This window comes from Pseudomonas crudilactis (genome assembly GCF_013433315.1).
Classification (GTDB): domain Bacteria; phylum Pseudomonadota; class Gammaproteobacteria; order Pseudomonadales; family Pseudomonadaceae; genus Aquipseudomonas; species Aquipseudomonas crudilactis.
The window spans coordinates 1-22,815 of record NZ_WXVV01000035.1 but is presented as its reverse complement, the minus strand read 5'-3'; the positions used below and the strand labels follow the sequence as shown (position 1 = coordinate 22,815).

Below are 22,815 nucleotides of genomic sequence, written 5' to 3'. Positions count from 1 at the left end.
TAAGCAAACAACCGCCCGTTATGCCAGCTCGCGGCTCAAACGGCCAGTTCGCTGCTGCGCGATGGCACAGCGCCCTTTCCTGTACGCGCCCGCAAGCGGTGACGCCACTTAAGCGCCGGTCGCTCGACGCAGTAATACGAGACAGTACTGAACACAAACGCCAGCGCCAGCACCGCAGCAACGATATGGGCGTCATAGGCTACCGGCCAAAAACCGCGCAACAGGTACATCACCACAAAGTGGTTGAGGAACATGCCGTAACTGATATTGCCGAGGAACTCATCCAACGGATGAAACTTGAACCGGCTCAGTAGCAACACGGCAGGAATGCCCAGCGCGATGCCGAGCGTAACCTCGGCGTTGAACGGCTGGCGCTCGATCAAACCTGTGATGATCGCCACAAACAGCAGTCCCGCCACGATCGCCGTGCCAACTGCAATCGCCACCCCTTTGCGTTCGGACTTGTACAGATAGCTGCCACACAGGAACATGAACAGCACGCCCGGCAGCAATCGATAACCGTAGATATCCGTATCGATATAGCCAAGGCAAGCCAGCAGGAAAATACCGAACGACAAAATGAACGCAGCGCCGCGCGCGTTGAAAATGAGCAGGAACGGAATCACCAGATAGAAACACATCTCCAGCCCCAGCGACCAGGCAGGTGGCAGGATTTGCGTTCCGGCGATGCCAAACATGTAAAAGCCCAAAGGCAGGATGGGCAGGCTCGAAGCAATGGTTTTCACCGTCAGTTCAGCCGCCTGGGGTGTGCCGGGCAACAGGAAATGGATCACGAGGCAGGACACGACGAAATAGAACAGAAACTGTGGGTAGAGGCGCAATGCTCTGTCGACATAAAACAGGCCGACTTTCTCGATGCTGCGGTAGTTGCGTTCGATGAGCGAGGTCATCACGAAACCGCTGATGATCAGGAACGATATGACGGCAACCACGCCGGGATTGAGCCCTGCGAGATTTTTACCCATATGAGACACGGCGACCAGAACGGCCAACAACAGTCGAAAAGCTCCCACTTACACCCTCGATCATCCTTGTAGTTATGCTGCTTAACCTACGATGCTTTGATTGACGATGCCAGAGGATTCTCCAAACCCTAGTGCTCGCGGTGCGAAAGGCCTGTGGTGCCGACCTGGTCGCACGATTGCAGAGCGATGGCCTTCACCGTTTACACCAACCGCTCGATCTTCTGATGCTGCCAGACCAATTTGTAGTAAAGGGTCTGCAACACCAGCATCCCCAGGTACGCCACGGGAAACGCCATCCACACACCCTGCAAACCAAATTGCCCATCCAGCCAGTACGCCGCCGGCAGTTGCACACCGACCACGCAAATGATCGCAATCACCACTGGCACCAACACCGTGCCGCTGGCGCGCATGATCCCGCCGATGATCGCCTGGAAGCCGAACACCAACAAGCTCCACAACATGATGTGCAGCAGATGTTCAGCCATTGCCCGGGTCGAATCTTCGGTCAGGAACAGCCCCAGCAACCAGTGCGACAGCAGATAGCCGAGCACAATCAAACCGCCGGTCAGGCATACGTTGATCAATAGCCCGGTGCGCAGAATCGGCCCCATCCGTTCCAGCCGACCGGCGCCAATGGCCTGCGCGCCGAGGATCGACGCCGTGATCGCAATCGACAACGCCGGAAACTGCACATAATTGACGATCTGCGTCACCGCGCCATACGCCGCCGTCGCTTGCGAGCCGTGCTGGTTGACCAGCGCCAGAATCACCAGCTCCGACAGCGAAAGCACGATCATCTGCACGCCGGTCGGCAGACCGATGCGCAGGACCTTGCCGAGAATCGCCCCATCGAGACGCAGCGCGGCAAAGAACTCGCGATCCGGCGCCAACGGATGACCCTTTTTGATCAACCGCCATGACAGCCACGCCATCGCCGCCAGGTTACCGGCCAGCCCCGCGTACGCCGCACTCTGGATACCCATTTGTGGCAAGCCGAACCAGCCGCGAATCAGCGCCGGCGTCAGTGCCAGCCCGACACAGGTCGACACCACCAGCGCCAGCAACGGCGAGAGCGTATCGCTGACCCCGCGCAACAGTTGCGTGAACAACACGAACACCAGCAGCGACGGCAAGATCCACATCATCACATGGGCATACGCCACCGCATCGTCGAGCACATCCGCCGGCGTCCCCAGCCCCGTCAGCGCCTGCCGCGCGAACACGCTGCCCAACACCGCAGCCACCAGACCGATCAATACGCCCAGCAACAGCGTCGCCCCGGCAATCGCCTTGACCATGTGCGGCTCACGCGCGCCCCACGCCTGACCGATCAACACACCGGCGCCGGCGCCAAGTCCGATCACCAGGGCGATAAAAAAGAACACCACGGGAAACATCCCCGACACCGCCGCCAGCGCCTGAGTGCCGAGCATCTGACCGATGTAGATGCTATTGACCGTGCCCGACATCGATTGCAGAAAATTGGACAGCACCATCGGCGCGAGGAACAGCAGGTAGGTTTGCCAGAGTGGTCGTTGGGCGGCGGCTTGCATTGGATAGAGGTCCATCTCGAACGGCGGGAGGGCTGATGGAGGATAGCTTCGGCGAGTTGCACGCGGGGCGCAATTAACATTTCAAATCGGTGTTTATTGCCAGTGCCTACGCCTGTGTAATTGGCACGGATCTGTAGGTGTCGGTTCAGAGCTGTGGTAAACAACTGCCCACTCCCATTTTTCCCATTGAGGCTCTGTTCATGCCGCACTTTGCCAATCTGTTGACCGGCACCCTCCTCGCTCTGCTCGCCACCACTGCTCACGCCGCCGCGCCCGCCGAAACCTTGAAACCGTTGCTGGAAACGCTGAACGAACGCCTGAACATCGGCGACCTCGTCGCGCTGACCAAATGGGACAGCGGCAAGCCGATTCAGGACAGCCCGCGTGAGGCGCAGGTCATCGCCAATGCCCGCACGCTGGCCGCCGAGCGCCAGCTCGACCCGGAAGAGGTGGCGCAACTGATTGCCGCGCAAATGGAGGCGAACAAATTGGTGCAGTACGGGTTGCTCGCACAATGGCAGGCGGCCGGTGCCGCGCCGGACACCCCGCGCCCCGACCTCGGTAAACAGATCCGCCCGCGTCTGGATGAACTGCAAACCCGTCTGCTGCAGCAATACGCCGAGTTCGCGCCCTATCGCCATGACGCGAATTGCCCGGCGTGGCTGGCCAAGGCGCGCAGCGGCCTGACCCACGATGCGCTGCATGAGTTGGCTTTGACGCGGGCGACCGGTGAGCTGTGTGTTCGGGCGGCGAAGTCGCGCTGAGAAAGATCAAAGGATCGCAGCCTGCGGCAGCTCCAGGGATTGCTGAACCATCATTGCGGTCGATGTTCACCATCACGTCAATGAAGTTCTCATAAAAAATCCACGGCGTAACATCGGCTCCAGACAAACAACTACCCCTTGGAGCACACGATCATGAAACGCCAAACCCTTCTCAGCATCGCTTTTTCGGTTTTCGCCATTAACGCTTTTGCCGCCACCCCGGCACATACCCAGGTCGCTGAAGGCGGCTCGGACAAGTTGATTGAAAGTCGTGTTGCTGAGGGTGGTTCTGATCGTCTGATCGAACGCCGCGTTGCCGAAGGTGGTTCTGATCGTCTGATCGAACGCCGTGTTGCTGAAGGTGGTTCTGATCGTCTGATCGAACGCCGCGTTGCTGAAGGTGGTTCTGATCGTCTGATCGAACGCCGTGTTGCTGAAGGTGGTTCTGATCGTCTGCTCGAACGCCGCGTCGCATAAGTCACTGGCTTCACTGCAATCCCCTGAAAAGCCCGGCCTGATCAGCCGGGCTTTTTCCTGCCCGCAACCATCCATTCCCCGACTGGCCACCCACCGCTCATTGCGCATACCATGCGGCCACAACTCCAAAACAGACCTCGCCTGCCCATGCTCAAAGCCAGTCTGCGTAGCCACCTCACCCTTTGGTTTGCCGGTTTGTCCCTGCTGACGCTGCTCAGCGTGGGCTTCTATGTCGGCCATATCGCCACGGAACAAATGAAGCAGGCCAGCGGCAATGCGTTGCTCAACACCGCGCGCTCGGCCGCATCGTTGCTGGGTGAACAACTGCGCGAACGCCAGTTGGAGGTGTATCTGCTCAGCCGCGCACCGCATCTGGAGCGTGGCGACCTGGATAACCCGGCGATTCTGAAATCGATGCAACTGCGTACCCAGGCCCGCGCCGAATATGCGTGGATGGGCGTCACCGATGCCGAGGGCAAGGTGCATCAGGCGGTGAACGGCTTGCTGGTCGGCCAATCGGTGCAACAACGGCCATGGTTCCAGGCCGGGTTGCGCGGGGAGTACACCGGCGATCCCCATGAGGCGGTGCTGCTGGCGAAAATGCTGCCGGGGCTGCCGAACGATGAGCCGCTGCGTTTCATCGATTTCGCCGCGCCGATCCATAACGCCGACGGTCAGGTGATTGGGGTACTGGGCGCCCACGCACATTGGAGTTGGGTGACGCGCATTGTTGAGTCGGCGGCGTTTGCGCATAAAAACTCAATGCCGGATATCGAAGCGTTGATCGTCGATCACGATGGCAAGATTCTCTATCCCGAAGCACTGATGGGCCAGCAACTGGCGGCGACTGACTCGAAATTGCAGAACTGGACGGCGGGTAACGGCTTTCTCACCAGCATGGTCAGCGTACCGACGCCATCGAGTACGGCGCTGTCGTGGTCGATTGCCGTGCGCCAGCCATTGGAAACCGCGCTGCAACCGGCGCGCCTGCTGATGTACAAATTGCTGATCCTGGGTGTGGTCGCAGCGGTGCTGTTCGGGCTGGTGGCCTATTACCTGGCGCTGTACCTGAGCCGCCCGATCGAACAGCTCGCACTTTCCGCCCGGCAGGTGCAGAACAACGAGCCCGGTGCGCAATTCCAGCTGCAACACCCGGTGCTGGAAATCGCCCAGCTCGGCCAGTCCATCGATGCAATGACGCAATCACTGCTCGGCAAAGAGCGCGAACTGCAAGAAGCCAATGCCTCGCTGGAGGCAACCGTCGCGCAACGCACCGCAGCGCTGACGCAGGCCAATGCCGAACTGCTGAGCCTGGCGACTCACGATGGCTTGACCGGCGTGTACAACCGTCGCCGATTCGACGAGAAACTCACCGAGTACACACTGCTGTTCCGCCGCACCGGACGCCCGTTTTCGCTGCTGCTGATCGATGCCGATCACTTCAAGCGCATCAATGACACCCACGGTCACGCGGTGGGCGATGAGGTGCTGCAACAGTTGGCGCAGTTGATTCAGAGCAGCCTGCGTACCACTGATTTCGTCGCCCGATATGGCGGCGAAGAATTCGCGGTGCTGTTGCCGGAAATAGCCCAACCCGACACCCCGGAAGTTGTCGCCGAGAAGATTCGCGCGGCGATAGACGAAGCCGATTTCCCTGCGATCGGAAATGTGACGGTGAGCATCGGCATCGGCCTGGCGGACCCGGCCGATAACAGCCACAACGCGCTGATCAAACGCGCCGATCAGCAGCTCTATCAAGCCAAAGCTGCGGGCCGTAATCAGGTGGTGTGATCAGGCTTTCTTCAGTTCACAAATCCCGTTGGCCCTGTTCTTTCCGGTGTATGAAACCGCCGGTGAACCATCAGGATTGATGCTCAGAGAAATGGTCACGCCCGCGCCTTTGGCCTCGAAGTAATTGTCGTTGTATCTCTTCAACTTGCCTTCCTTGCCATTGATGTAGATCGGCCCGCCCTCATCGGCATGCACTTCGATCTTGCCCGGGCACATGGCGTTGAGCAGGGGGATGCCAGCGTGGGCCAGGCCGGTGACAAACAACAGCGGCGCTGCCAATAACAAAGATTTCATGGTGGGTTCCTTGAGTGCGACGGGACGCCGGGCAATAGGTAAATAACGCATAAGTACCCTATCGACCTGTGACTGGATGCAGCGTTCCACGAGCAGCATTGCCTTGTGCAGATTACTGCTTCAAGTGTTCGACCAGCTTATTGACCACCAGATCAGACACATGACTGAATGCCTTGCGCAACGCCTCGGGATCCGTTGCGTATTGCTCCGGTGTATAGGCGATGGTGTTGAAAACGAGGTCAGCCATAACGCCGAACAGTTTTTTCATGTCATTTTCAATCAGGGAATGGGTGTCCGGCATATCGCCCGACCATCGCAATACTTGAATCGCGAACAAGGCGTGGCGCTGACACCGACCCGACACTCATGTTCGAAAAACACCTGGCAATTGCATGATCGAGCGTGGGTATTGATGAAGGCCTTGGGCGAACCGTTGATTTGAACTGAAGTACTCAGGTGATTGCACTGACCAACAATTGCTGAGTCTGCCTCAAGGTGGGAAAAATCAAACACACTAAGAAATCGTCAGCGTCTCTTTTTCAGCAAAACATACGCTGTTAGATTCGGCAAAATTGTTTTTCCAGGACCAATGGAACCGTTGATCTTCCTCACCATTCACAATCAGTTTCAAATTTCCCGAACAGCCACCAAACTGATTATTTTTTATCTCTACCTCGATATCATTCACACCTCTCCTCAGCAACTTCAGCACATCGACTTCCGCTGGCGCTTTCCCATAGAAGGCTTCAACGACCGGTTGGCCGTTAACCCGAACAGTCATAGAGTCATCCACATTTGAAATACGAACACCTGCACTTTTCAACGTAGATAATTTTTTATCCCAGGGCCTGACAACTTGATCCGCCCCAGACACATAAAAGATCGAACCTACAATAAAAACAATCAAAAACGTCGCGACACCTCCAACCGCACTAAACTCAAGAGAGTACTTTTCGAAAACCAATGGAAGTCGTCCTGTTGCCGCTGCATTGCCGCCGATGAATGCATTGGCCAGCGCCATTCCCAACGCAATGACTGTTACAACAATAATCCTGCTGCTGTCGGGTACAGGAGCAACAATCATCGTCATGATGATCAATGCCATGAGGAACAACAATGTGGCAACTCCTGAGCACAATCCGGCGATCAATGCCCAGTTCTTTTCCAGAAACATGTGACATTACTCCTTACAGACGTGGAAATACTCTAATGACTAGGATTTACGCACAGTACTCCAATCGAAGCCCGGTGCTGGGTCCCAACCAAAACGGCCTATTGGATTGACATCTTCATGCCCTACCACTCGACCTTTTTCCATAGGGATCTCGTATTTTTTTGACAAGTCACTGACCAGTTGCGCAAGAGACTGATACATGGCGTCTGTGTAGACTGCGGGATCAGCGCTTTTTGCTCCAAACCCCAGTGTTTCGATACCAATGGAGTAATTGTTGGGATCTGGATCCTGTGCAAAATTGACCGGCTGATTCTCCCCCGGCCAACGATTCACGAAGTAATCGTATTCGGACCAGATCTGGCCGTCTGCTCGACGAACGAAGGCAGCCTCTGTTTCGTCCCAGACAGGGTTAAGGTCGACGTCAACGTAGACTGCATCCTTCGGATAACCCTTGTACCACTTGAAGAACTTCAGATACTTCATCCAGTGCTGAGCACCTTGGTTGTAAAGAGACCGTGCGCCTGAATCAATACCTGCATGCCAAGCTCGATACCCATCAGGGGCGAACTGATAGAGCACTCCTTCTTTGGTAACGAGGTAATGAGCACTCACAGAATGATCATCGAGAAATGTTTTCGTGACCGATGAAAGATTGTTCGTGCCAGTGACATGAATGACGATATGAGTAGGCAGCCCCGCAGATGACTTCCGTTCGTTTTTATTCGGCGTCACCAAGCGATTTTTCTCGGGAACGAGCACATTCCAGTCTTTTGCCGTAGTCATCGCTAAATATCCTGCTAATTGATTGAACTGCCGCTGAAGGCGCCAACGCAAAAACCAAACAGAACTTATGTACATCTACATCGCTAAAAACATCAACCTGTATCTACTCTGATACACTTTTGATTCATTAACGTTACAGAAAGGGGGAGAAAGACAGATCAGACAACGAACTTAACTTCTCTCGACGCAATTGTAGGTCATCCAAAAAACAGCGTCGCACTCATTGAGATCAGTTTTGAATAATCTTTATCGCCGCCTGCTTCAAGCCGCAGAAAACCATTACAACCAAGTTTCAGGCTTTTAACAGCACAACACTTCCTCGCCTCTGCCCTTCAACAACAAGGTCCTTATCTAACCGGAAAACGTTTGCAAGTACGCCAGCAAATTATCAAGTTTCTCCTCATCACTTAGCCCCCAGAAGATCATCCGCGTACCGGGCACTACACCTTTCGGATCCTTCAGATAGGCGATCAGCATCTCGCGATTCCACGTCACCCCCGAGTTCTTCATCGCCTCGGAATACACGTAGTTGGCCGACGTACCAGCCGGACGGCCGATGATGCCGTTGAGCTGTGGGCCGAATCCCGGACGGGCCGATTCGCCGACCTGATGGCAGCCGCCACACAGGCGCGGGAAAATTTTCGCGCCGGCGTCGGGATCGCCTGCGGCATTAGCGGCAGTGGTGAACAGGCTTGCGGTGAGGCTCAAGGCCAGGGCGAGTGATACGGTGTTTTTCATCTGGATGTCCGGCTCTGCATAAAACGGCGGCGCAAGATTAGCACTTTGTGGCGAGGGAGCTTGCTCCCGCTGGCCAGCGCAGCAGGCCCCTCCTCAGAGCTGCGGCACAGCCGAGGGGGGAGTCTACAGGTAAGCCGCGATGATCTTTCTGACGGTCATCAACGCCTGACGCAACACGTCCATCTCAACCGAGCCCAACGCCAGTCGAATCGCGTGCGGTGTATGGCTTGCCACCGAAAACGGTTCAGCCGTGGTGACCGAAACCTGCTTGTGCATCAGCTCTACAACAATCTGATCGGCGCGTACATCTTCCGGCAGCGGTAGCCAGAGAAAATACGACGCCGGATGGCCAATGCTTGGCAGCCCTTTCAATACTTCGCTCGCCAATGCCTGCCGCGCCTTGGCATCAATGCGTTTCTGCTCCTCCAGCAGCGCCACCGTGCCGTCGTCGAGCCAGCCGCAAGCGATGGCGGTCATGACGCCCGGCGTGTTCCAGGTCGTGGCGCGGATGATGCGTTCCAGTGCTGGCACCACGTCGGTCGGGGCGGCAATGAAACCGACGCGCAGGCCAGTGGCGATGTTTTTCGACAGGCCCGAGACGTACACCGTGCGCTCCGGCGCCAGATCGATCAACGCCGGGGGTGGGTTTTCCACCAGAAACGCGTAGGCAGCGTCTTCGATGATCGTCAGATCATGCCGACGGGCAATCGCCACCAACTGCTCCCGTTGCGCCAAGGGCATCACCCAACCCAGTGGATTGTGCAAGGTCGGCATGCTGTACACGGCACGCACCGAGCGGCGGCGGCAGAGTTTGTCCAGCGCTGCGAGATCCGGCCCCTGAGCACCGAGCGGAATGGCTACGACCTCCAGATGCAGCGCTTCTGCCAGCACCTTGAACCCGGAATAGGTCAGCGCATCGGCGGCAATCACATCACCAGGTTTGAGCAGCGCCATCAGCGTCACTGCCAGCCCTTGTTGGGCGCCGTTGACGATCAGTACTTGCTCGGCCTCGACCTTCACCCCGCGCATCAGCAGATGCCTAGCGACCGACGCGCGTTCATGCGCACGGCCGGCATGCGGCTGATAACGCAACAACGCTTCCAGGTCGCCCGACAACGCCAATTGGCGCAACGCGCTGCGCAACAAATCCGCCTGACCGGGCAACGACGGGTAATTGAAATTGAGGTCGATCATGCCGACCGCCACTTGTTTCTGATCGATGCCCTGCCCCGGCGACAACGAGGTTTCGCGGACAAACGTGCCGCGCCCGGTCTCGCCGCTGATCAGCCCCATCGCTTCCAGCTCCGCGTACACGCGCGAAGCCGTGACCAGCGCCAACCCTTCCTGAGCCGCCAATTGCCGATGGGGCGGCAACCGTGTACCTGGCGGCAACATGCCCGAGCGAATGTCCGCCGCAAAGGCGTCAACCAGTGTCTTGTAGCGCGAACGTGGCATGCCTGATGTATCCATGACAATTCTTTGATTGTGCTGATTCTCGGCTCTAGCATGACCGCAACGCAACCCACTTCTGAGCGTGAACGGCGATGGAAAGGACTTCGAATCTGACGACGCCAGCCCTGGAAAAAACCAGTGGCTGGATCAATGGTTTTATCGGCGTAGTGATCTTCAGCGGTTCGCTGCCGGCCACGCGTCTGGCGGTGCTGGAGTTCGATCCGGTGTTTCTCACCGTGGTCCGCGCCGCCATCGCCGGAGTGTTGGCGGTGACACTGCTGTGGCTGTTTCGCGAGCGGCGGCCGGCGCGTGATCAATGGCTGTCGCTGTTGATTGTCGCGATGGGCGTGGTGCTCGGTTTTCCTTTGTTGACCGCACTGGCGCTGCAACACGTGACGTCGGCGCATTCGATTGTGTTTGTCGGCTTGCTGCCACTGGCCACGGCAATTTTTGCCGTGCTGCGCGGCGGTGAGCGGCCGCGACCGGTGTTCTGGATGTTCTCGATTCTCGGCAGCGCGCTGGTGGTCGGCTTCGCGCTTGCGCAAGGCCTGAGCGCTTCGCCCACCGGTGACCTGTTGATGCTCGCTGCCATTCTCGCTTGCGGCCTCGGTTATGCCGAAGGCGCGAAGCTGTCGCGAACCCTCGGCGGCTGGCAGGTGATTTGCTGGGCTCTGCTGCTGTCGCTGCCGCTGATGACGATTCTGAGTCTGTGGCTGGCGCCCACATCGTTCAACACGATCAGCCTGTCGGCGTGGTTGTGTCTGGGCTATGTGTCGCTGTTCAGCATGCTGATCGGTTTTGTGTTCTGGTATCGCGGCCTGGCTCAGGGCGGAATTGCGGCGGTCGGTCAGTTGCAATTACTGCAGCCGTTTTTCGGCCTGGCGCTGGCGGCGACGCTGCTGCATGAACAGGTCAGCCTCGGCATGCTCGCCGTGACGTTGGGCGTGATTCTGTGTGTGACCGGGGCGAAGAAATTCGCCAAATGAACCTCAGGCTCCCGCCTTCCACTCCCGAGGACTGAGCCCGGTCTTGCGCCGGAACGCCCGGGCCAGCGCCGAAGGACTTTCGTAACCGACCTCCTCGGCAATCAGCGCAATCGGCTTGCCTTCGCGCAAGCGCTTCTGCGCCAGACTGACGCGCCAGCTCAGCAGATAATCGGCCGGCGTCTGCCCGACGATCCGGCGAAACTGCTCGGCAAATCCGGCGCGGGACAGGTTGGCGACCGAGGCCAGATCCGCCACGCTCCATGGCTTTTGCGGTTGCTCGTGCATCAGGTTCAAGGCGCGCGACAGACGTGGATCAGCCAGCCCGGCGATCATCCCCGGTTGCTGCTCGCGACTGCTGATCAAATGCCGCAACAGCAGAATCACCAGCAGTTCGAACAGGCGATCCATCACCGCCACCCGCCCGCAATGCCCTTCGAACGCTTCCTTGAACAGCCATTCGACGGTGTTGCCCAGTTCCGGGATGTCCGTCAGTTTCAGCACCAGATAATCCGGCAGGGCCGCCGCCAGTGCATTGCCGGAACCGCCGTCAAACGTCAGCGTGGCGCAGACCACTTGGGTGTCCATCACCTCGTCGGCGAACATGCGATGGGCGAAAGGTCGCGGGAAGAAAATCAGCGACGGTTCACTGAGGCGGATCTCACGTTCGCTGCCCGGCTTGAGCAGCAACTCGCCGGCCTGCAACAGATGCACATGGCCGACCGGTTCGTTTTCATGAACCGCGACGCCGCAAAACGTACCACTGTGAAAAGTGCCGGCAGTCACGCCGAAATGGCTGAGCAAGGTAGACAGGCGATCCATGGACGGCTCCAATAGTTATCGGGAGGCTCGTATTCTTTTCAGCGCTGAGACTGCGCCGCGACCTTCGCGAGCAAGCTCGCTCCCACATTTGAAATCCATTCCCCTGTGGGAGTGAGCTTGCTCGCGAAGACGCCCGTCCAGTCACCACAAATCTGTCAGCGAACACCTGATCTGGACGATCTGCCGCATATCCTCGACGATTTGCCGCCAATCCACCAGCCTCACTCAATAACATGAACTCCATCCCCGGCGCACTTCGTACCGGACTCTCGGAGAATCACCATGAGCCGCATCCACGCAATCAGCCTCGAAACCGCCACCGACGCCAGCCGCCCAGTACTGGAAGGCGTGAAAAAGAAAATCGGTTTCCTGCCCAATGTCTTCACCACCCTGGCCAAAGCGCCGGTAGCCCTCGAAACTTACGTGCAAGCCTCGGCGATCCTCGGCAAGACCTCGCTGAGCGCCCAGGAAAAAGAAGCGGTGTACCTCGCCACCTCACAGGTCAACGGTTGCGACTATTGCCTGGCGGCACACACCTTGTTTGCCGGCAAGGCGGGGCTCTCGGCGCAGGACATCGTCGCCGCACGTCAGGGCGAACTCAACGCCTACGCCACCCTCGCCCGCCAGTTGACTGAAAGCCGTGGCCACTTGAGTGACGAACAGATCGCCGCCGCCCGCACTGCCGGGATCGACGACGTGAAGATCATTGAAGTGATTGCACTGGTGGCCGTGCAGAGCCTGACCAACTACCTGAACAACGCGGCGCTGACCGATATCGACTTTCCGGCCATCTGAATCCGGCCACACAAAAGCTGTTGGAGCTGACCTGCTCGCGATGGCGGTGTGTCATTCAAAGCATCTTTGAGTGACACACCGCTATCGCGAGCAGGCTCACTCCTACAGTTGGATCGGGTACATCAGCAATAAATTGGTCGGCTGGCAGGCCGCCTTCGCGAGCAGGCTCGCTCCCACAGTTGGATCGGGTACATCAGCAATAAATTGGTCGGCTGGCAGGCCGCCTTCGCGAGCAGGCTCGCACACAGTTTTAACGTGCGTACAACCCAAGCGGCAAAGCCGCCCCACTCAACAGGATGAGCGTTAGCTCGGCTGCCGCTCTTGATCTTGATCCACGGGCGACGTCGGAAGGCTGAGTGGAGGGATTCATCCGGGGGTGGGAGCGCAGCGACCGTTTGGCGCAGCCAAATGCATCGAGAGGAGGTGCAGCGAAGCAAACCGTAGGCGATGCGCCCGGAGGGATCCCGGAGCGAAGGAACCCCGAGCCCCAGCGAGCGGGCCGCACGCAGGAGCAAGCCTTTTTGGTTACTTTTTCGGCGTCTGGAAAAAGTGACCCGCCGTAAGGGCGGAACCCTAATCAGCAACACCCGCAGCAACGGATATGTACCCGGTCAGCCAGATAATCAGTGATCCTCCTCCCCCGCCCGCTTCAGCAATTTCTTGCACCGCTCAGACAAATGAAACACCTGCAAATGCTTCCCCGCCTTGGCATAGCGCTCGCGCAAAGTCTTCAACGCCGCAATCGCCGAATAATCGACAAAACTCATATGCCGACAATCCAAAGTCACCCGAGCCGGATCATTAGCCGGGTCGAACTGATTGAGAAACGGCGCAGTCGAGGCAAAAAACAAAGTGCCATGCAGACGATAAAGCTTACTGCCGTCAGCCTCCAGATGCTCATCGGCGTACAACTCACGCGCCTGCTGCCAGGCAAAGTTAAGCGCAGCGATAATGATGCCGCACAACACCGCAGTGGCCAGATCAGTAAACACGGTGATAGTAGTCACAGCAATGATCACCAGCACATCGTTAAGCGGCACTTTGTTCACCACACGCAACGACGCCCAGGCAAAAGTCTGCTGCGACACCACGAACATCACGCCAACCAGCGCCGCCAGCGGAATACGCTCGATCAGCGGCGACAGGAACAGGATAAACAACAGAATCAGCACGCCAGCGACCACGCCAGACAAACGCCCACGCCCACCGGAACTGAGGTTGATCACCGTCTGGCCGATCATCGCGCACCCGCCCATACCGCCGAACGCACCCGAGACCATATTCGCCGCACCGAGCGCCACGCACTCACGATCCGGATAGCCACGGGTTTCAGTGATTTCATCGGTGAGGTTGAGAGTCAGCAGGGTTTCCAGCAGACCGACCAGCGCCATCAGAATCGCGTAAGGCGCGATGATGCGCAGGGTTTCAAAACTCCACGGGATGTCCGGCAAAGCGAAAGTCGGCAAGCCACCGGCAATGTGCGCCATGTCGCCGAGGGTGCGGGTCGGCAGGTCGAACAGATAGACCAGCAGGCCGACGCCGAGGATCGCCACCAGTGCCGGCGGCACCGCGCGGGTCAGGCGCGGCAGGATGTAGACGATGGCCATGGTCAGCGCCACCAACCCGGTCATCAGGTACAGCGGCGTACCGCTGAGCCAGTCTTCACCGCTCTTGAAGTGCTCCAGTTGCGCCAGCGCAATGATGATTGCCAAGCCATTGACGAAGCCGAGCATCACCGAGTGCGGCACCATGCGCACCAGTTTTCCCAGACGCAGCAAGCCGAACGCCATCATGATCAAGCCACCGAGCAATACCGTCGCCAGCAAATACTGCACGCCGTGTTGCACCACCAGTGCAACGATGACCACAGCCATCGAACCCGCCGCGCCGGAGACCATGCCCGGCCGCCCGCCGAACAACGCCGTCAGCGTGCAAATGATGAAGGCGCCATACAGGCCCATCAGCGGATTGAGGTGCGCCACCAGCGCGAACGCAATGCATTCGGGCAACAGGGCAAACGAGGTGGTGAGTCCGGCCAGGACATCGGCGCGCAGACGAATCGGTTTCATGGCTTACCTATCGAGCAGCCACTGAGCGCGGCTGCAAGTGTTCGAGAAAAAGAGGGTTGCGGATGTTACGGAATTGTCGCGGATCGGGCCAGTGAACGCTGACACTTGTCGGCTCGGGCTTTATGCTGGCGCGCTCCTCTGGTCATTGAGTTTGCTATGTCTGCATTTCTAAGCGCCCGCGAGGTGTGCCAGCGTTTGCGTGAAGCGGCGCTGGGTGTGCTCGCTTTAAAAGTCTGCGAGATGCCTGACGAGGCGGGACGGGTCGCGGTCGATATCGAGGGCTGGCAGTTGCTGCTGGATTTTGAAGGTAGCCGGTTACACCACTGTGAATCGGCCCGCAATGGCGCGGGGCAACAAGGTGCGCTGGAGAGCTGGCAGCGTTACGGCACCGATCCGGTGAGCTTGCTCAGTACTTGGGAATTGGCGCAGATCGAGCGATTGCTCAACGCGCAAACGAACGAGGTTGCTCAATGATGGCACTCTGCCCATAATTCGCGCCCTCCTCTATTCCCACGCAAGGAACTGCCGTGAAGAAGTCGCTGTTGTTGATCCCGATGCTGGCCGTGCTGCTGCAAGGCTGTGGCATGACCATGACCCGCTACGAGCCGAGCTTTGAGAACGTGCAGAAGCTCAAGCAAACCCCGCCGCTGCATGCGATCAGCAATCCTCAGGTCACCGCCGAATCCGGTGAAGGTTCGCTGGTGGTCCGCGCCAACCCGGTACGCTCGCCGTCCGGCAGCATCCCGGCGCACATTCAGGATGCGATCACCGAAGAGCTGCGCAAGGCCGGCCTGCTTGATCCACAGGCTCAGCGTCAGTTGAAAGTGCTGGTGGTGAAAAACGAACTGTCCGCCGGCATGGGCACGGGCGACGGCAAACTGGCTGCTCGTTTCACCCTGCTCAACGGCAACGATGTGGTGTACGACGCGACCAAGAATGTCAGCAGCCAGTGGAGCAGCAGCTTCTTCGGTTTCATTGCGATCCCGAACGCGGTCAACGCTTACAACCCGATGTTGCGTGACTTGCTGAAAGAACTGTACAGCGATCCACAGTTCATTCAGGCCCTGAAGTAAGGGCAAAAAAAAGAGCCGCAATTGCGGCTCTTTTTTGGCTTCAGGCCCGTGGAATGCGGGTTTCGAGTGCCGAGTACTTCAGGTTCTTGCTATCAACCATTTGCTTGAGCAGCGCGTTGACCTGACGGGTAAACGTGTCATTCACCGCTTCTTTTGGCGTGTTGGCCATCAGTGGGATGAACCAGATACCGATCCAGGTACCGATCGCATCGTGATTGCTCGCGGTGGTCAGGGCCTGACCCTGGCCATCCATGCCTTCCAGGCTCAAGGTGTACTGATCCGTGCCATAGGCCGGGATCACCATCATGCTGAAGCCGCTGATGAAGGCCAGCACCATGGAACCTGCATTCGGCGGATGGTTGTACATTTTCAGACGCAGGCTGTAGTCGCCCGGCTGCTTCTGGAACTCGTCCAGAGTGACACGGCCGAACAGGCCCGAGTCAGTGAGGATTTTTTGCAGCTGTGGTTTCAGTTGATCACGTGCCTGCGGCACTTCCACGGCGGAACCACTTTTCGGCTCACCTTGGTAGAAATCGAAATCGACGTAGACGTTTGGCTTGTTGGCATAGTTGGCCATCGACGGCATGGTCACCGGTGCCACTTCGTCTTTAGTGAAACTGGCACAACCACCCAGCGCGAGTACCAACCCCAGCGCCAGAATTTTCCCGAATTGCATGATGTCCGTCCCTATGTGTACACATCCAAATGATGGCATTGCGCCTTCACTGTGAAGGCCGGGCGGATTCTAGAGAGAGCGGCGGTCGGGCGAAAGTCTGAATTCAGGAAATCAGCAAAAAAATTTGCTCAGCCCTGCCGCAAGTCAAGGTTGTAGGTGTAATAACCGCTGTCACGCACGTAGCCGAGGGATTCATACAAGCCTTGCGCCGTGAAGTTGTCAGTGGCGGTTTCCAGCACCAGCCCCTTGGCGCCGCTCGCCAAGGCAAAGTCACGCGCCGTGTTCATCAGCAATCGACCCACCCCGCGCCCACGTGCGGCGGGCGTGGTGAACAGATCGCTGAGCAGCCAGGTGCGGTGCGCATCGATGGACGAGAACGTCGGATACAACTGCACGAAACCCAGCGCTTCGCCCTCTGCATCCTGAACCAGAAAAATCGCTGACTCATTGCCGGCCATACGCTCGGCGATGAAAGCTCGCGATTGCTCAAGGTTCGAAGGTTGCTCGTAGAAACCTCGGTAGGCATCGAACAACGGTGCCAGCGCATCCAGATGCGTCGTGTTCGCCCGCAGTGCATGAATTGCCATGTCTGTGCTCCGTTTCACTGAAGTGATCGAAACAGCATAGCGTTGCCCTTCGAGTGTGCTGGCTTCATCGCTATATAGTTTTGTATATTGCGAAACCAAAATCGCCAGAACCTATCCATGCCGTCCAGCAAAGCCGTGTTTCCATGAGCGCCATCCGCGTACGCAACGAGCAGTTGATCCTCGCCGCCGCCAGCGAAGAGTTCGCTGCCAATGGCTTCGACGCCACCCAGACCCGCGACATCGCGGCGCGTGCCGGGGTGCCCAAGGCCAATCTGTATTACTACTTCCAGACCAAGGAAAACCTCTACGGCAAAGTGCTGCTGGGTTTTGTCGAGCCGCTGCTGGAAGCCTCGGCAGTACTGCGTGAAAGTGATGATCCGCTGACGGGTTTGCGCGCCTACGTGGCCGCGCGGATTCGTATTGCTCGCGAGCATCCGGCGATTGCCAAGGTGTTCAGTGGCGAGTTGCTGCTCGGCGGTCGACAGTTGCCGGACGAGTGCCGCGATCTGTTGCAGGCCGAAGCACGGCGCAATGTTGAATGCCTGCGCAGCTGGATCGAGCGCGGTTTGCTGGCGCCGGTGGATCCTGAACATTTGATGCTGTTCATCTGGTCGGCGACGCGCACTTACACCAATATCGGCTGGCAGATGGGCCGGATCATGGGGCGCGAAGTGCCGCAGGATGAGGATTATCAAACGGCGGCGCAGACGATTACGCGGATGGTGCTGGAGGGCGTGGTCGTAGCGCCGCGGGTGGGCGAGATTCGTGGGGTTTTGTTTGCGACGTGAGACGTTTGGAATCAGGGCATGGAATCCAGTGGGATCGAGCGATTTCCATTTGTGCGTTGGTACCAGGCTTGCAAAACATCGGGCAGATGCCCTTTCCATTTCACCGCGTTGGTGTAATAGCGCGCCCGCTGATGACCTTGCTCATCGTAGGTCAGCAGGATGATCCAGAAACGCTGGTCGGTTGTGCTCATGATGATGCCGGTGCCCCCCAGGCCACGCATCCACATTTCTACCACCTGACTGCCCGGCACGTCGGCTGAGGGATCACCGATTTGCAAGGTGCCCGAAACCTCGACGAGTCTTTCATAATCGTCCTTGAGCAATCCATGCAGGGCCTGGTTTTCCTCAGGCGTTCGCGCCAAGCCAAGGCTGAGCATGTCGTAATCAAGCGTCAGTGGTTGTTCCGAGGCGACATAAGTGCCGGCGTAATACACGCCCATTCCTCCACCGCAATCGGCATCTGCGCCGACTTGCGAGATATTCAGAACGCCATTGATGGGGGTGAACGTCAACGCGCACTCACCTTCGGCGTAATGCGCTTCTTTGCCTTCAAATACGGCGACACCCTCGAGATTTCCCGAATTGGCACCCTCGCCCGCTGCAATATCAAAAGTGAGGTGCGCCGCATCGCGACGATGGGTTGTCAACGTTGCCGCCGTTGACGTATTCGGCGGAATGAGCTGCCAGGTCGCGTCCCAACTGAAGGGCTGAGTGGCGTGTTCCAGTTCGGCTTGACGCATCAAATACTGGCGGCGCAAACAGGCCGTGAGGGCGCCACAGGCATTACGACTTTTCAGCCATTGCCGTTGATCGGTCTTGAGAGCCTTGGGATCGGGAACGTTGGCGAGGGTCGAGCGCCAACGCTCTGCAAGCTGCTCATCAAGCTGCGAAAGATACGGATCTGCGCAAATGGCTCTTTCAGTTTTGCTGGCAGCGCTGGCGCAATCGAAACTGCTGGCTTGGGTAACAGCGGCGAACGCAAGGGACGTCAGCAACAAGGCTTGGCGTAGGGAGAGCGCGAACATCGAGAGATTCCATTCTTCGGATGGCGCGCAGTATGCCAGTGCTGCTGCCGGAAATCCCCACTGTAGGAGTGAGCCTGCTCGCGATAGCGTCCAGTCAGACGATGCTGCGTCAACTGACACACTGCTATCGCGAGCAGGCTCACTCCTACAGGTTTTGTGTGGGTTGTCAGAACGTGATGTCGGCGGCGGGTTTGACGTCGATGCGCGCCACAGAGCCAGTCAGGTGCGCCAGATCCTTGTTGTGCTCGGCGATGATGTCTTCGGCACTCATGTTGCCGTTGTCGACAGTGGAATGCGCATCGGCGGCAAGCACCACGTCATAACCCAGTTGGTGGGCCTGGCGCACGGTGGCGTTGACGCAGTAATCGGTTTGCAGACCGCAGATGACCAGTCGTTCGAAGTCTTCGCTCGGCAACAATTTGCGCAAATCAGTCTGGTAGAACGAATCCGGTGTGGTCTTGCGTACGCGCAAATCCTCAAGCGATGTCTCAAGCCCTTCGGCCAGTTGCCAGCCTTCGGCGTCATGGGCCAACGGGCTGTCCTTTTCTTCATGCTGGATCAGCACCACCGGCACGCCAGCCTTGCGCGCACGGGCGCTTAAACCGTTGATGGTTTCGATCACGTGATGAATGTCATGACACTGATATTCGCCCGAGCAGAGGGCGCGCTGGACGTCGATGATCAGTAATGCGGTGGTCATGATGAGCCTTCCTTGATCAGTCCTTGAGACAGGGGCGGACGTAAGCCCGCCCCCTTTTTTACGCCCCTCAGTAACCCAGTGACAAGCCCGTGTTGCGGCGTGGATCGTTAGCGCCGTAGAAGCGGTTTTTGCCGACAGGCTTACCGCCCAGCGACGGCGCACCGACCAGAATAGCGGCGATGTGGTTGGCGTCCTGCGGCCCGGCGAACTTGTGCCCCCAGCTCTCGAGAATTTTCTTCGTGTCTGGGCTGGCGGCGAAGTCTTCGAGGTTGGTTTCTTCCGGCATCCATTGCTGGTGGAAACGCGGCGCGTCGACCGCTTCCTGCAAGCCCATGCCGTAGTCGATAACGTTGAGCATGGTCAGCAAGGTCGCCGTGATGATGCGGCTGCCGCCCGGGGTGCCGACCACCATTACCACTTTGCCGTCCTTGGTGACGATGGTCGGACTCATCGACGACAACGGTGCCTTGCCCGGCGCAATCGCGTTAGCTTCGCCCTGCACCAGCCCGTACATGTTCGGCACGCCGACCTTGGAGGTGAAGTCGTCCATTTCGTCGTTGAGGATCACCCCGGTCTTGCTCGCCATCACGCCCGCGCCGAACCAGTCGTTGAGGGTGTAAGTGACCGACACCGCATTGCCCCACTTGTCGACGATCGAATAGTGGGTGGTGTTGCTGCCTTCATGGGGCGCCACACCGGGCTTGAGCTCAGCCGACACGCCAGCCTTTTGCGGCTGGATGGCGTCGCGCAGTTTGGTCGCGTAGTTCTTGTCCAGCAGGTGCTCGATCGGATTTTTGACGAAGTCCGGATCACCGAGATAGCTGTTGCGATCGACATAGGCGTGGCGCATCGCTTCGATCTGGTAGTGCATGCCCTGGGCCGAATGGAAGCCCAGATCCTTCATCGGATAGCCTTCCAGGATGTTCATGATCTGGCAGATCACCACGCCGCCGGAGCTTGGCGGTGGCGCCGAGACCACGTGGTAACCCCGGTAATCGCACTCTACCGGTGCCAGTTCGCGGGTCTTGTATTTGTCGAGGTCGGCCTGGGTGATGATGCCTTTGTTGGCCTGACTGGAGGTGACGATGGCGTCGGCGACCCAGCCTTTATAGAAGCCGTCCGCGCCTTTTTCGGAAATGGTCCGCAGGGTTTTGCCGAGGTCCTTCTGCACCAGTTTCTGCCCGACCTGCATCGGCTCGCCGTTGTGCAGGAAGATTGAGCCGGAATCGCGCATGTCCTTCTTGAACACGTCGGTGGCGTACTCCAGCAACTCGACATCACCCTGCTCCAGCGCAAAGCCGTCTTCCGCCAGTTTGATCGCCGGGGCAATCATCTCCTTGCGCGGTTTAGTCCCGTATTTGCTCAGCGCCAGTTCCATGCCCGACACCGTGCCGGGCACGCCCACCGCCAAATGGCCGCGTGTACTCAGTTCGGGAATGACGTTGCCTTCCTTGTCGAGGTACATGTTGGCGGTGGCCGCCAGCGGCGCTTTTTCGCGGAAATCGAGGAAGGTTTTGCGCCCGTCCGCCAGTTGAATAGTCATGAAACCGCCACCGCCAAGGTTACCTGCAGCGGGATAAACCACCGCCAGTGCGTAACCCACGGCGACCGCCGCATCGACGGCGTTGCCGCCACTTTTCAATACGTCGACACCCACATGGGTGGCCAGGTGTTGCGCGGTGACCACCATGCCGTTTTCGGCGGCAATCGGCGCTACCGACGCCGCGTGAGCCATGAGACAGCTGAGTGCCAGTGAGGTCGCTATCAGCGATTTGGCCAAAGGTTCGTACTTCATGAGTCGATCTCTTTTTTTGTTTTCAGGGTCTGTGCAGAACAGAGGGGGAACGCTGCAAGAGCACCAAGCAGTATGGTCGGCTTTGCGTATTGCGCCTCCCCGATCAGGCAGTATGCTGAGCGCAGTTGCCGAGTGGATCAGGAGCCTGCCGTCATGCCTTATACGTTCATCACCCTGCCCTCGCCCGTCGGCGAGCTGAAGCTGGTCGCGAACGGTTCACGATTGGCGGCCATCCTCTGGGAAAACGACAAACCGAACCGCGTGCGCCTCGGGCCGATGAGTGAGGCCCCCGACAATCCGGTGCTGATTCGAACGGCTCGACAACTTGAAGAATATTTTTCCGGGACGCGTGACTGTTTTGATCTGGAACTGGATTTCGCTGGCACCGACTTTCAGAAAAAGGTCTGGGCGGCGCTGCTGACCATTCCATTCGGCGAGACGCGGACCTACAGCCAGATTGCCGAACAGATCGGCAATCCCGGCGCCGTGCGGGCCGTGGGCGCTGCGAACGGACGCAATCCGATCTCCATTGTCGCGCCATGTCATCGGGTGATCGGCGCGTCGGGAAAGCTGACCGGATTTGCCGGCGGGCTCGAGGCGAAAGAGCGCTTGCTGACCCTGGAGGGTGGGCAGTGGTCGCAAATTGGCAAAACCGGCGAGCTGTTCTGAATCAAGCGCCGAACAGGTTATTCATCGCCGCATACTGCAACAGCATGATGGTCTTGGCGTCGCAGATCTCACCGCGCTGAAACGCTGCCAACGCTTCGTCGAATCGCCACTCCAGAACTTCCAGTTCTTCGGTCTCCTCTTCCAGACCACCACCATCGCTGACTTTCGACGCCGCATCGTATTCGGCAATGAAAAAGTGCAGCTTCTCAGTCACCGAGCCGGGGCTCATGTAAGCCTCGAATACCTTTTTCACATCGTGCACGCGATAACCGGTTTCTTCCTCCGCTTCATCGCGAATCCGCTGCTCCGGCGCAGCGCCCTCGAGTAATCCGGCCGCCACCTCGATCAGCAAACCATCATGACCATTGACGAACACCGGCAAGCGGAACTGCCGGGTCAGCACCACCGTGCGCTGCTCGCGGTTGAACAACAGAATCGCAGCGCCATTGCCGCGGTCGTAAACCTCACGGGTCTGACGCTGCCACTCGCCATTGTTGCGGTGATAGTCGAAGGTGATTTTCTTCAGCAGATACCAGTCATGGGACAACACCTGAGTGTCGACGATGTTGACCCGCTCGGCTGTGTTTGACATGACACTTGATCCTTTTGTCATTGAAGGCACCTGGGTAGGTAAAAGCCCTTTTTTGTGAACGAAAAAACGAAACCCTATACCGCCCTACAAACCATGTCGAAACATCCTACAGATGTCGCCTACTCGCCCGACTTCTTTCCTGTTTGATCCCCCGCAAAGTCCCCGCACCTTTTTGATGTGCGCGAGAGACTGCGAATGCTTCCAACCGATCGGCTGCTGGCCCTGA

25 protein-coding genes are annotated in these 22,815 nt (G+C 58.2%); 9 read left to right on the top strand and 16 right to left on the bottom strand.

Features of this window, described 5'->3' with window-relative positions; genetic code table 11:
- Window positions 1–35: 35 nt before the first annotated feature.
- Both GTU76_RS28260 and GTU76_RS28255 read right to left on the bottom strand, forming a co-directional pair.
- Entirely contained in the window at window positions 36–1,034 is a 999-nt protein-coding gene (locus GTU76_RS28260; RefSeq protein ID WP_175553885.1) for an acyltransferase family protein, read from the bottom strand.
- A gap of 152 nt (window positions 1,035–1,186) precedes the next feature.
- On the bottom strand, window positions 1,187–2,542 hold the full coding sequence (locus tag GTU76_RS28255) for an MATE family efflux transporter (protein WP_180700123.1): 1,356 nt from the start codon (window positions 2,540–2,542) through the stop codon (window positions 1,187–1,189).
- A gap of 200 nt (window positions 2,543–2,742) precedes the next feature.
- On the opposite strand from GTU76_RS28255, the gene GTU76_RS28250 reads away from it, so the two are divergent.
- The 3 genes from GTU76_RS28250 (at window position 2,743) to GTU76_RS28240 (ending at window position 5,574) form a co-directional block, all read left to right on the top strand.
- Complete coding sequence (locus GTU76_RS28250; RefSeq protein WP_180700122.1) at window positions 2,743–3,306, top strand: chorismate mutase; 564 nt, start codon at window positions 2,743–2,745, stop codon at window positions 3,304–3,306.
- Window positions 3,307–3,459: 153 nt separating this feature from the next.
- Window positions 3,460–3,783: a hypothetical protein gene (locus tag GTU76_RS28245; protein WP_180700121.1), complete on the top strand. Its 324-nt coding sequence runs from the start codon at window positions 3,460–3,462 to the stop codon at window positions 3,781–3,783.
- A gap of 147 nt (window positions 3,784–3,930) precedes the next feature.
- Window positions 3,931–5,574 (top strand): sensor domain-containing diguanylate cyclase, encoded by a 1,644-nt coding sequence (locus GTU76_RS28240; RefSeq protein WP_180700120.1) that lies wholly within the window; start codon window positions 3,931–3,933, stop codon window positions 5,572–5,574.
- On the opposite strand, the gene GTU76_RS28235 is transcribed toward GTU76_RS28240, so the two are convergent.
- From GTU76_RS28235 to GTU76_RS28210, 6 genes are all read right to left on the bottom strand, one after another.
- Window positions 5,575–5,868: a hypothetical protein gene (locus GTU76_RS28235; RefSeq protein WP_180700119.1), complete on the bottom strand. Its 294-nt coding sequence runs from the start codon at window positions 5,866–5,868 to the stop codon at window positions 5,575–5,577.
- 112 nt (window positions 5,869–5,980) lie between these two features.
- Window positions 5,981–6,136 (bottom strand): hypothetical protein, encoded by a 156-nt coding sequence (locus GTU76_RS28230; protein ID WP_157786340.1) that lies wholly within the window; start codon window positions 6,134–6,136, stop codon window positions 5,981–5,983.
- Between the two features lie 246 nt (window positions 6,137–6,382).
- Complete coding sequence (locus tag GTU76_RS28225; protein WP_180700118.1) at window positions 6,383–7,042, bottom strand: hypothetical protein; 660 nt, start codon at window positions 7,040–7,042, stop codon at window positions 6,383–6,385.
- A gap of 39 nt (window positions 7,043–7,081) precedes the next feature.
- Window positions 7,082–7,825: an N-acetylmuramoyl-L-alanine amidase gene (locus GTU76_RS28220; protein WP_180700117.1), complete on the bottom strand. Its 744-nt coding sequence runs from the start codon at window positions 7,823–7,825 to the stop codon at window positions 7,082–7,084.
- 351 nt (window positions 7,826–8,176) lie between these two features.
- Window positions 8,177–8,563, bottom strand: a complete 387-nt coding sequence (locus GTU76_RS28215; protein ID WP_180700116.1) for a c-type cytochrome — start codon at window positions 8,561–8,563, stop codon at window positions 8,177–8,179.
- 123 nt (window positions 8,564–8,686) lie between these two features.
- Entirely contained in the window at window positions 8,687–10,018 is a 1,332-nt protein-coding gene (locus GTU76_RS28210; protein ID WP_180700152.1) for an aminotransferase-like domain-containing protein, read from the bottom strand.
- A gap of 89 nt (window positions 10,019–10,107) precedes the next feature.
- Between GTU76_RS28210 and GTU76_RS28205 the strand changes: the two genes are divergently transcribed.
- Window positions 10,108–11,001: a DMT family transporter gene (locus tag GTU76_RS28205; protein ID WP_180700115.1), complete on the top strand. Its 894-nt coding sequence runs from the start codon at window positions 10,108–10,110 to the stop codon at window positions 10,999–11,001.
- A gap of 3 nt (window positions 11,002–11,004) precedes the next feature.
- Here GTU76_RS28205 and GTU76_RS28200 read toward each other — a convergent pair whose 3' ends face one another.
- Window positions 11,005–11,820: an AraC family transcriptional regulator gene (locus tag GTU76_RS28200; RefSeq protein ID WP_180700114.1), complete on the bottom strand. Its 816-nt coding sequence runs from the start codon at window positions 11,818–11,820 to the stop codon at window positions 11,005–11,007.
- 282 nt (window positions 11,821–12,102) lie between these two features.
- Here GTU76_RS28200 and GTU76_RS28195 point away from each other — a divergent pair, with 282 nt between their 5' ends.
- Entirely contained in the window at window positions 12,103–12,615 is a 513-nt protein-coding gene (locus GTU76_RS28195) for a carboxymuconolactone decarboxylase family protein (RefSeq protein ID WP_110719398.1), read from the top strand.
- A gap of 623 nt (window positions 12,616–13,238) precedes the next feature.
- Here GTU76_RS28195 and GTU76_RS28190 read toward each other — a convergent pair.
- Window positions 13,239–14,684, bottom strand: a complete 1,446-nt coding sequence (locus GTU76_RS28190) for a SulP family inorganic anion transporter (RefSeq protein ID WP_180700113.1) — start codon at window positions 14,682–14,684, stop codon at window positions 13,239–13,241.
- A gap of 156 nt (window positions 14,685–14,840) precedes the next feature.
- Between GTU76_RS28190 and GTU76_RS28185 the strand changes: the two genes are divergently transcribed.
- Together GTU76_RS28185 and GTU76_RS28180 are read left to right on the top strand one after the other, a co-directional pair.
- On the top strand, window positions 14,841–15,158 hold the full coding sequence (locus GTU76_RS28185; protein ID WP_180700112.1) for a DUF7693 family protein: 318 nt from the start codon (window positions 14,841–14,843) through the stop codon (window positions 15,156–15,158).
- A 53-nt stretch (window positions 15,159–15,211) separates the two neighbouring features.
- On the top strand, window positions 15,212–15,757 hold the full coding sequence (locus GTU76_RS28180) for a hypothetical protein (protein ID WP_016986914.1): 546 nt from the start codon (window positions 15,212–15,214) through the stop codon (window positions 15,755–15,757).
- Window positions 15,758–15,797: 40 nt separating this feature from the next.
- Here the strand turns inward: GTU76_RS28180 and GTU76_RS28175 are convergent, their stop codons facing one another.
- Window positions 15,798–16,433: a hypothetical protein gene (locus GTU76_RS28175; protein WP_016986915.1), complete on the bottom strand. Its 636-nt coding sequence runs from the start codon at window positions 16,431–16,433 to the stop codon at window positions 15,798–15,800.
- 128 nt (window positions 16,434–16,561) lie between these two features.
- Complete coding sequence (locus GTU76_RS28170) at window positions 16,562–17,020, bottom strand: GNAT family N-acetyltransferase (RefSeq protein ID WP_175553872.1); 459 nt, start codon at window positions 17,018–17,020, stop codon at window positions 16,562–16,564.
- 143 nt (window positions 17,021–17,163) lie between these two features.
- On the opposite strand from GTU76_RS28170, the gene GTU76_RS28165 reads away from it, so the two are divergent.
- A complete protein-coding gene (locus GTU76_RS28165) occupies window positions 17,164–17,808 on the top strand; it encodes a TetR/AcrR family transcriptional regulator (protein ID WP_122600594.1) in 645 nt (214 codons plus the stop codon).
- Window positions 17,809–17,819: 11 nt separating this feature from the next.
- On the opposite strand, the gene GTU76_RS28160 is transcribed toward GTU76_RS28165, so the two are convergent.
- The 3 genes from GTU76_RS28160 to ggt form a co-directional block, all read right to left on the bottom strand.
- A complete protein-coding gene (locus GTU76_RS28160; RefSeq protein WP_180700111.1) occupies window positions 17,820–18,833 on the bottom strand; it encodes a lysozyme inhibitor LprI family protein in 1,014 nt (337 codons plus the stop codon).
- A 166-nt stretch (window positions 18,834–18,999) separates the two neighbouring features.
- Window positions 19,000–19,533: a cysteine hydrolase family protein gene (locus GTU76_RS28155; RefSeq protein ID WP_180700110.1), complete on the bottom strand. Its 534-nt coding sequence runs from the start codon at window positions 19,531–19,533 to the stop codon at window positions 19,000–19,002.
- 67 nt (window positions 19,534–19,600) lie between these two features.
- Window positions 19,601–21,328, bottom strand: a complete 1,728-nt coding sequence (gene ggt / locus GTU76_RS28150) for a gamma-glutamyltransferase (protein WP_016986920.1) — start codon at window positions 21,326–21,328, stop codon at window positions 19,601–19,603.
- Between the two features lie 153 nt (window positions 21,329–21,481).
- On the opposite strand from ggt, the gene GTU76_RS28145 reads away from it, so the two are divergent.
- Window positions 21,482–21,997, top strand: coding sequence for a methylated-DNA--[protein]-cysteine S-methyltransferase (locus tag GTU76_RS28145; RefSeq protein ID WP_180700109.1), 516 nt, complete (start codon window positions 21,482–21,484; stop codon window positions 21,995–21,997).
- A 1-nt stretch (window position 21,998) separates the two neighbouring features.
- Here the strand turns inward: GTU76_RS28145 and GTU76_RS28140 are convergent, their stop codons facing one another.
- Window positions 21,999–22,589, bottom strand: a complete 591-nt coding sequence (locus tag GTU76_RS28140) for an NUDIX domain-containing protein (protein WP_016986922.1) — start codon at window positions 22,587–22,589, stop codon at window positions 21,999–22,001.
- Window positions 22,590–22,815: the final 226 nt, after the last annotated feature.

Excerpts from the sequence above, each read along its gene's own strand:
- GTU76_RS28165 (WP_122600594.1), top strand. The coding sequence starts at position 17,164 with ATGAGCGCCATCCGCGTACGCAACGAGCAGTTGATCCTCGCCGCCGCC.
- GTU76_RS28215 (WP_180700116.1), bottom strand. The coding sequence starts at position 8,563 with ATGAAAAACACCGTATCACTCGCCCTGGCCTTGAGCCTCACCGCAAGC.
- GTU76_RS28195 (WP_110719398.1), top strand. The coding sequence starts at position 12,103 with ATGAGCCGCATCCACGCAATCAGCCTCGAAACCGCCACCGACGCCAGC.
- GTU76_RS28190 (WP_180700113.1), bottom strand. The coding sequence starts at position 14,684 with ATGAAACCGATTCGTCTGCGCGCCGATGTCCTGGCCGGACTCACCACC.
- GTU76_RS28230 (WP_157786340.1), bottom strand. The coding sequence starts at position 6,136 with ATGAAAAAACTGTTCGGCGTTATGGCTGACCTCGTTTTCAACACCATC.
- GTU76_RS28185 (WP_180700112.1), top strand. The coding sequence starts at position 14,841 with ATGTCTGCATTTCTAAGCGCCCGCGAGGTGTGCCAGCGTTTGCGTGAA.
- GTU76_RS28175 (WP_016986915.1), bottom strand. The coding sequence starts at position 16,433 with ATGCAATTCGGGAAAATTCTGGCGCTGGGGTTGGTACTCGCGCTGGGT.
- ggt (WP_016986920.1), bottom strand. The coding sequence starts at position 21,328 with ATGAAGTACGAACCTTTGGCCAAATCGCTGATAGCGACCTCACTGGCA.
- GTU76_RS28245 (WP_180700121.1), top strand. The coding sequence starts at position 3,460 with ATGAAACGCCAAACCCTTCTCAGCATCGCTTTTTCGGTTTTCGCCATT.
- GTU76_RS28225 (WP_180700118.1), bottom strand. The coding sequence starts at position 7,042 with ATGTTTCTGGAAAAGAACTGGGCATTGATCGCCGGATTGTGCTCAGGA.
- GTU76_RS28255 (WP_180700123.1), bottom strand. The coding sequence starts at position 2,542 with ATGCAAGCCGCCGCCCAACGACCACTCTGGCAAACCTACCTGCTGTTC.
- GTU76_RS28235 (WP_180700119.1), bottom strand. The coding sequence starts at position 5,868 with ATGAAATCTTTGTTATTGGCAGCGCCGCTGTTGTTTGTCACCGGCCTG.
- GTU76_RS28155 (WP_180700110.1), bottom strand. The coding sequence starts at position 19,533 with ATGACCACCGCATTACTGATCATCGACGTCCAGCGCGCCCTCTGCTCG.
- GTU76_RS28140 (WP_016986922.1), bottom strand. The coding sequence starts at position 22,589 with ATGTCAAACACAGCCGAGCGGGTCAACATCGTCGACACTCAGGTGTTG.
- GTU76_RS28200 (WP_180700114.1), bottom strand. The coding sequence starts at position 11,820 with ATGGATCGCCTGTCTACCTTGCTCAGCCATTTCGGCGTGACTGCCGGC.
- GTU76_RS28220 (WP_180700117.1), bottom strand. The coding sequence starts at position 7,825 with ATGACTACGGCAAAAGACTGGAATGTGCTCGTTCCCGAGAAAAATCGC.
- GTU76_RS28240 (WP_180700120.1), top strand. The coding sequence starts at position 3,931 with ATGCTCAAAGCCAGTCTGCGTAGCCACCTCACCCTTTGGTTTGCCGGT.
- GTU76_RS28170 (WP_175553872.1), bottom strand. The coding sequence starts at position 17,020 with ATGGCAATTCATGCACTGCGGGCGAACACGACGCATCTGGATGCGCTG.
- GTU76_RS28205 (WP_180700115.1), top strand. The coding sequence starts at position 10,108 with ATGGAAAGGACTTCGAATCTGACGACGCCAGCCCTGGAAAAAACCAGT.
- GTU76_RS28210 (WP_180700152.1), bottom strand. The coding sequence starts at position 10,018 with ATGCCACGTTCGCGCTACAAGACACTGGTTGACGCCTTTGCGGCGGAC.
- GTU76_RS28145 (WP_180700109.1), top strand. The coding sequence starts at position 21,482 with ATGCCTTATACGTTCATCACCCTGCCCTCGCCCGTCGGCGAGCTGAAG.
- GTU76_RS28160 (WP_180700111.1), bottom strand. The coding sequence starts at position 18,833 with ATGTTCGCGCTCTCCCTACGCCAAGCCTTGTTGCTGACGTCCCTTGCG.
- GTU76_RS28250 (WP_180700122.1), top strand. The coding sequence starts at position 2,743 with ATGCCGCACTTTGCCAATCTGTTGACCGGCACCCTCCTCGCTCTGCTC.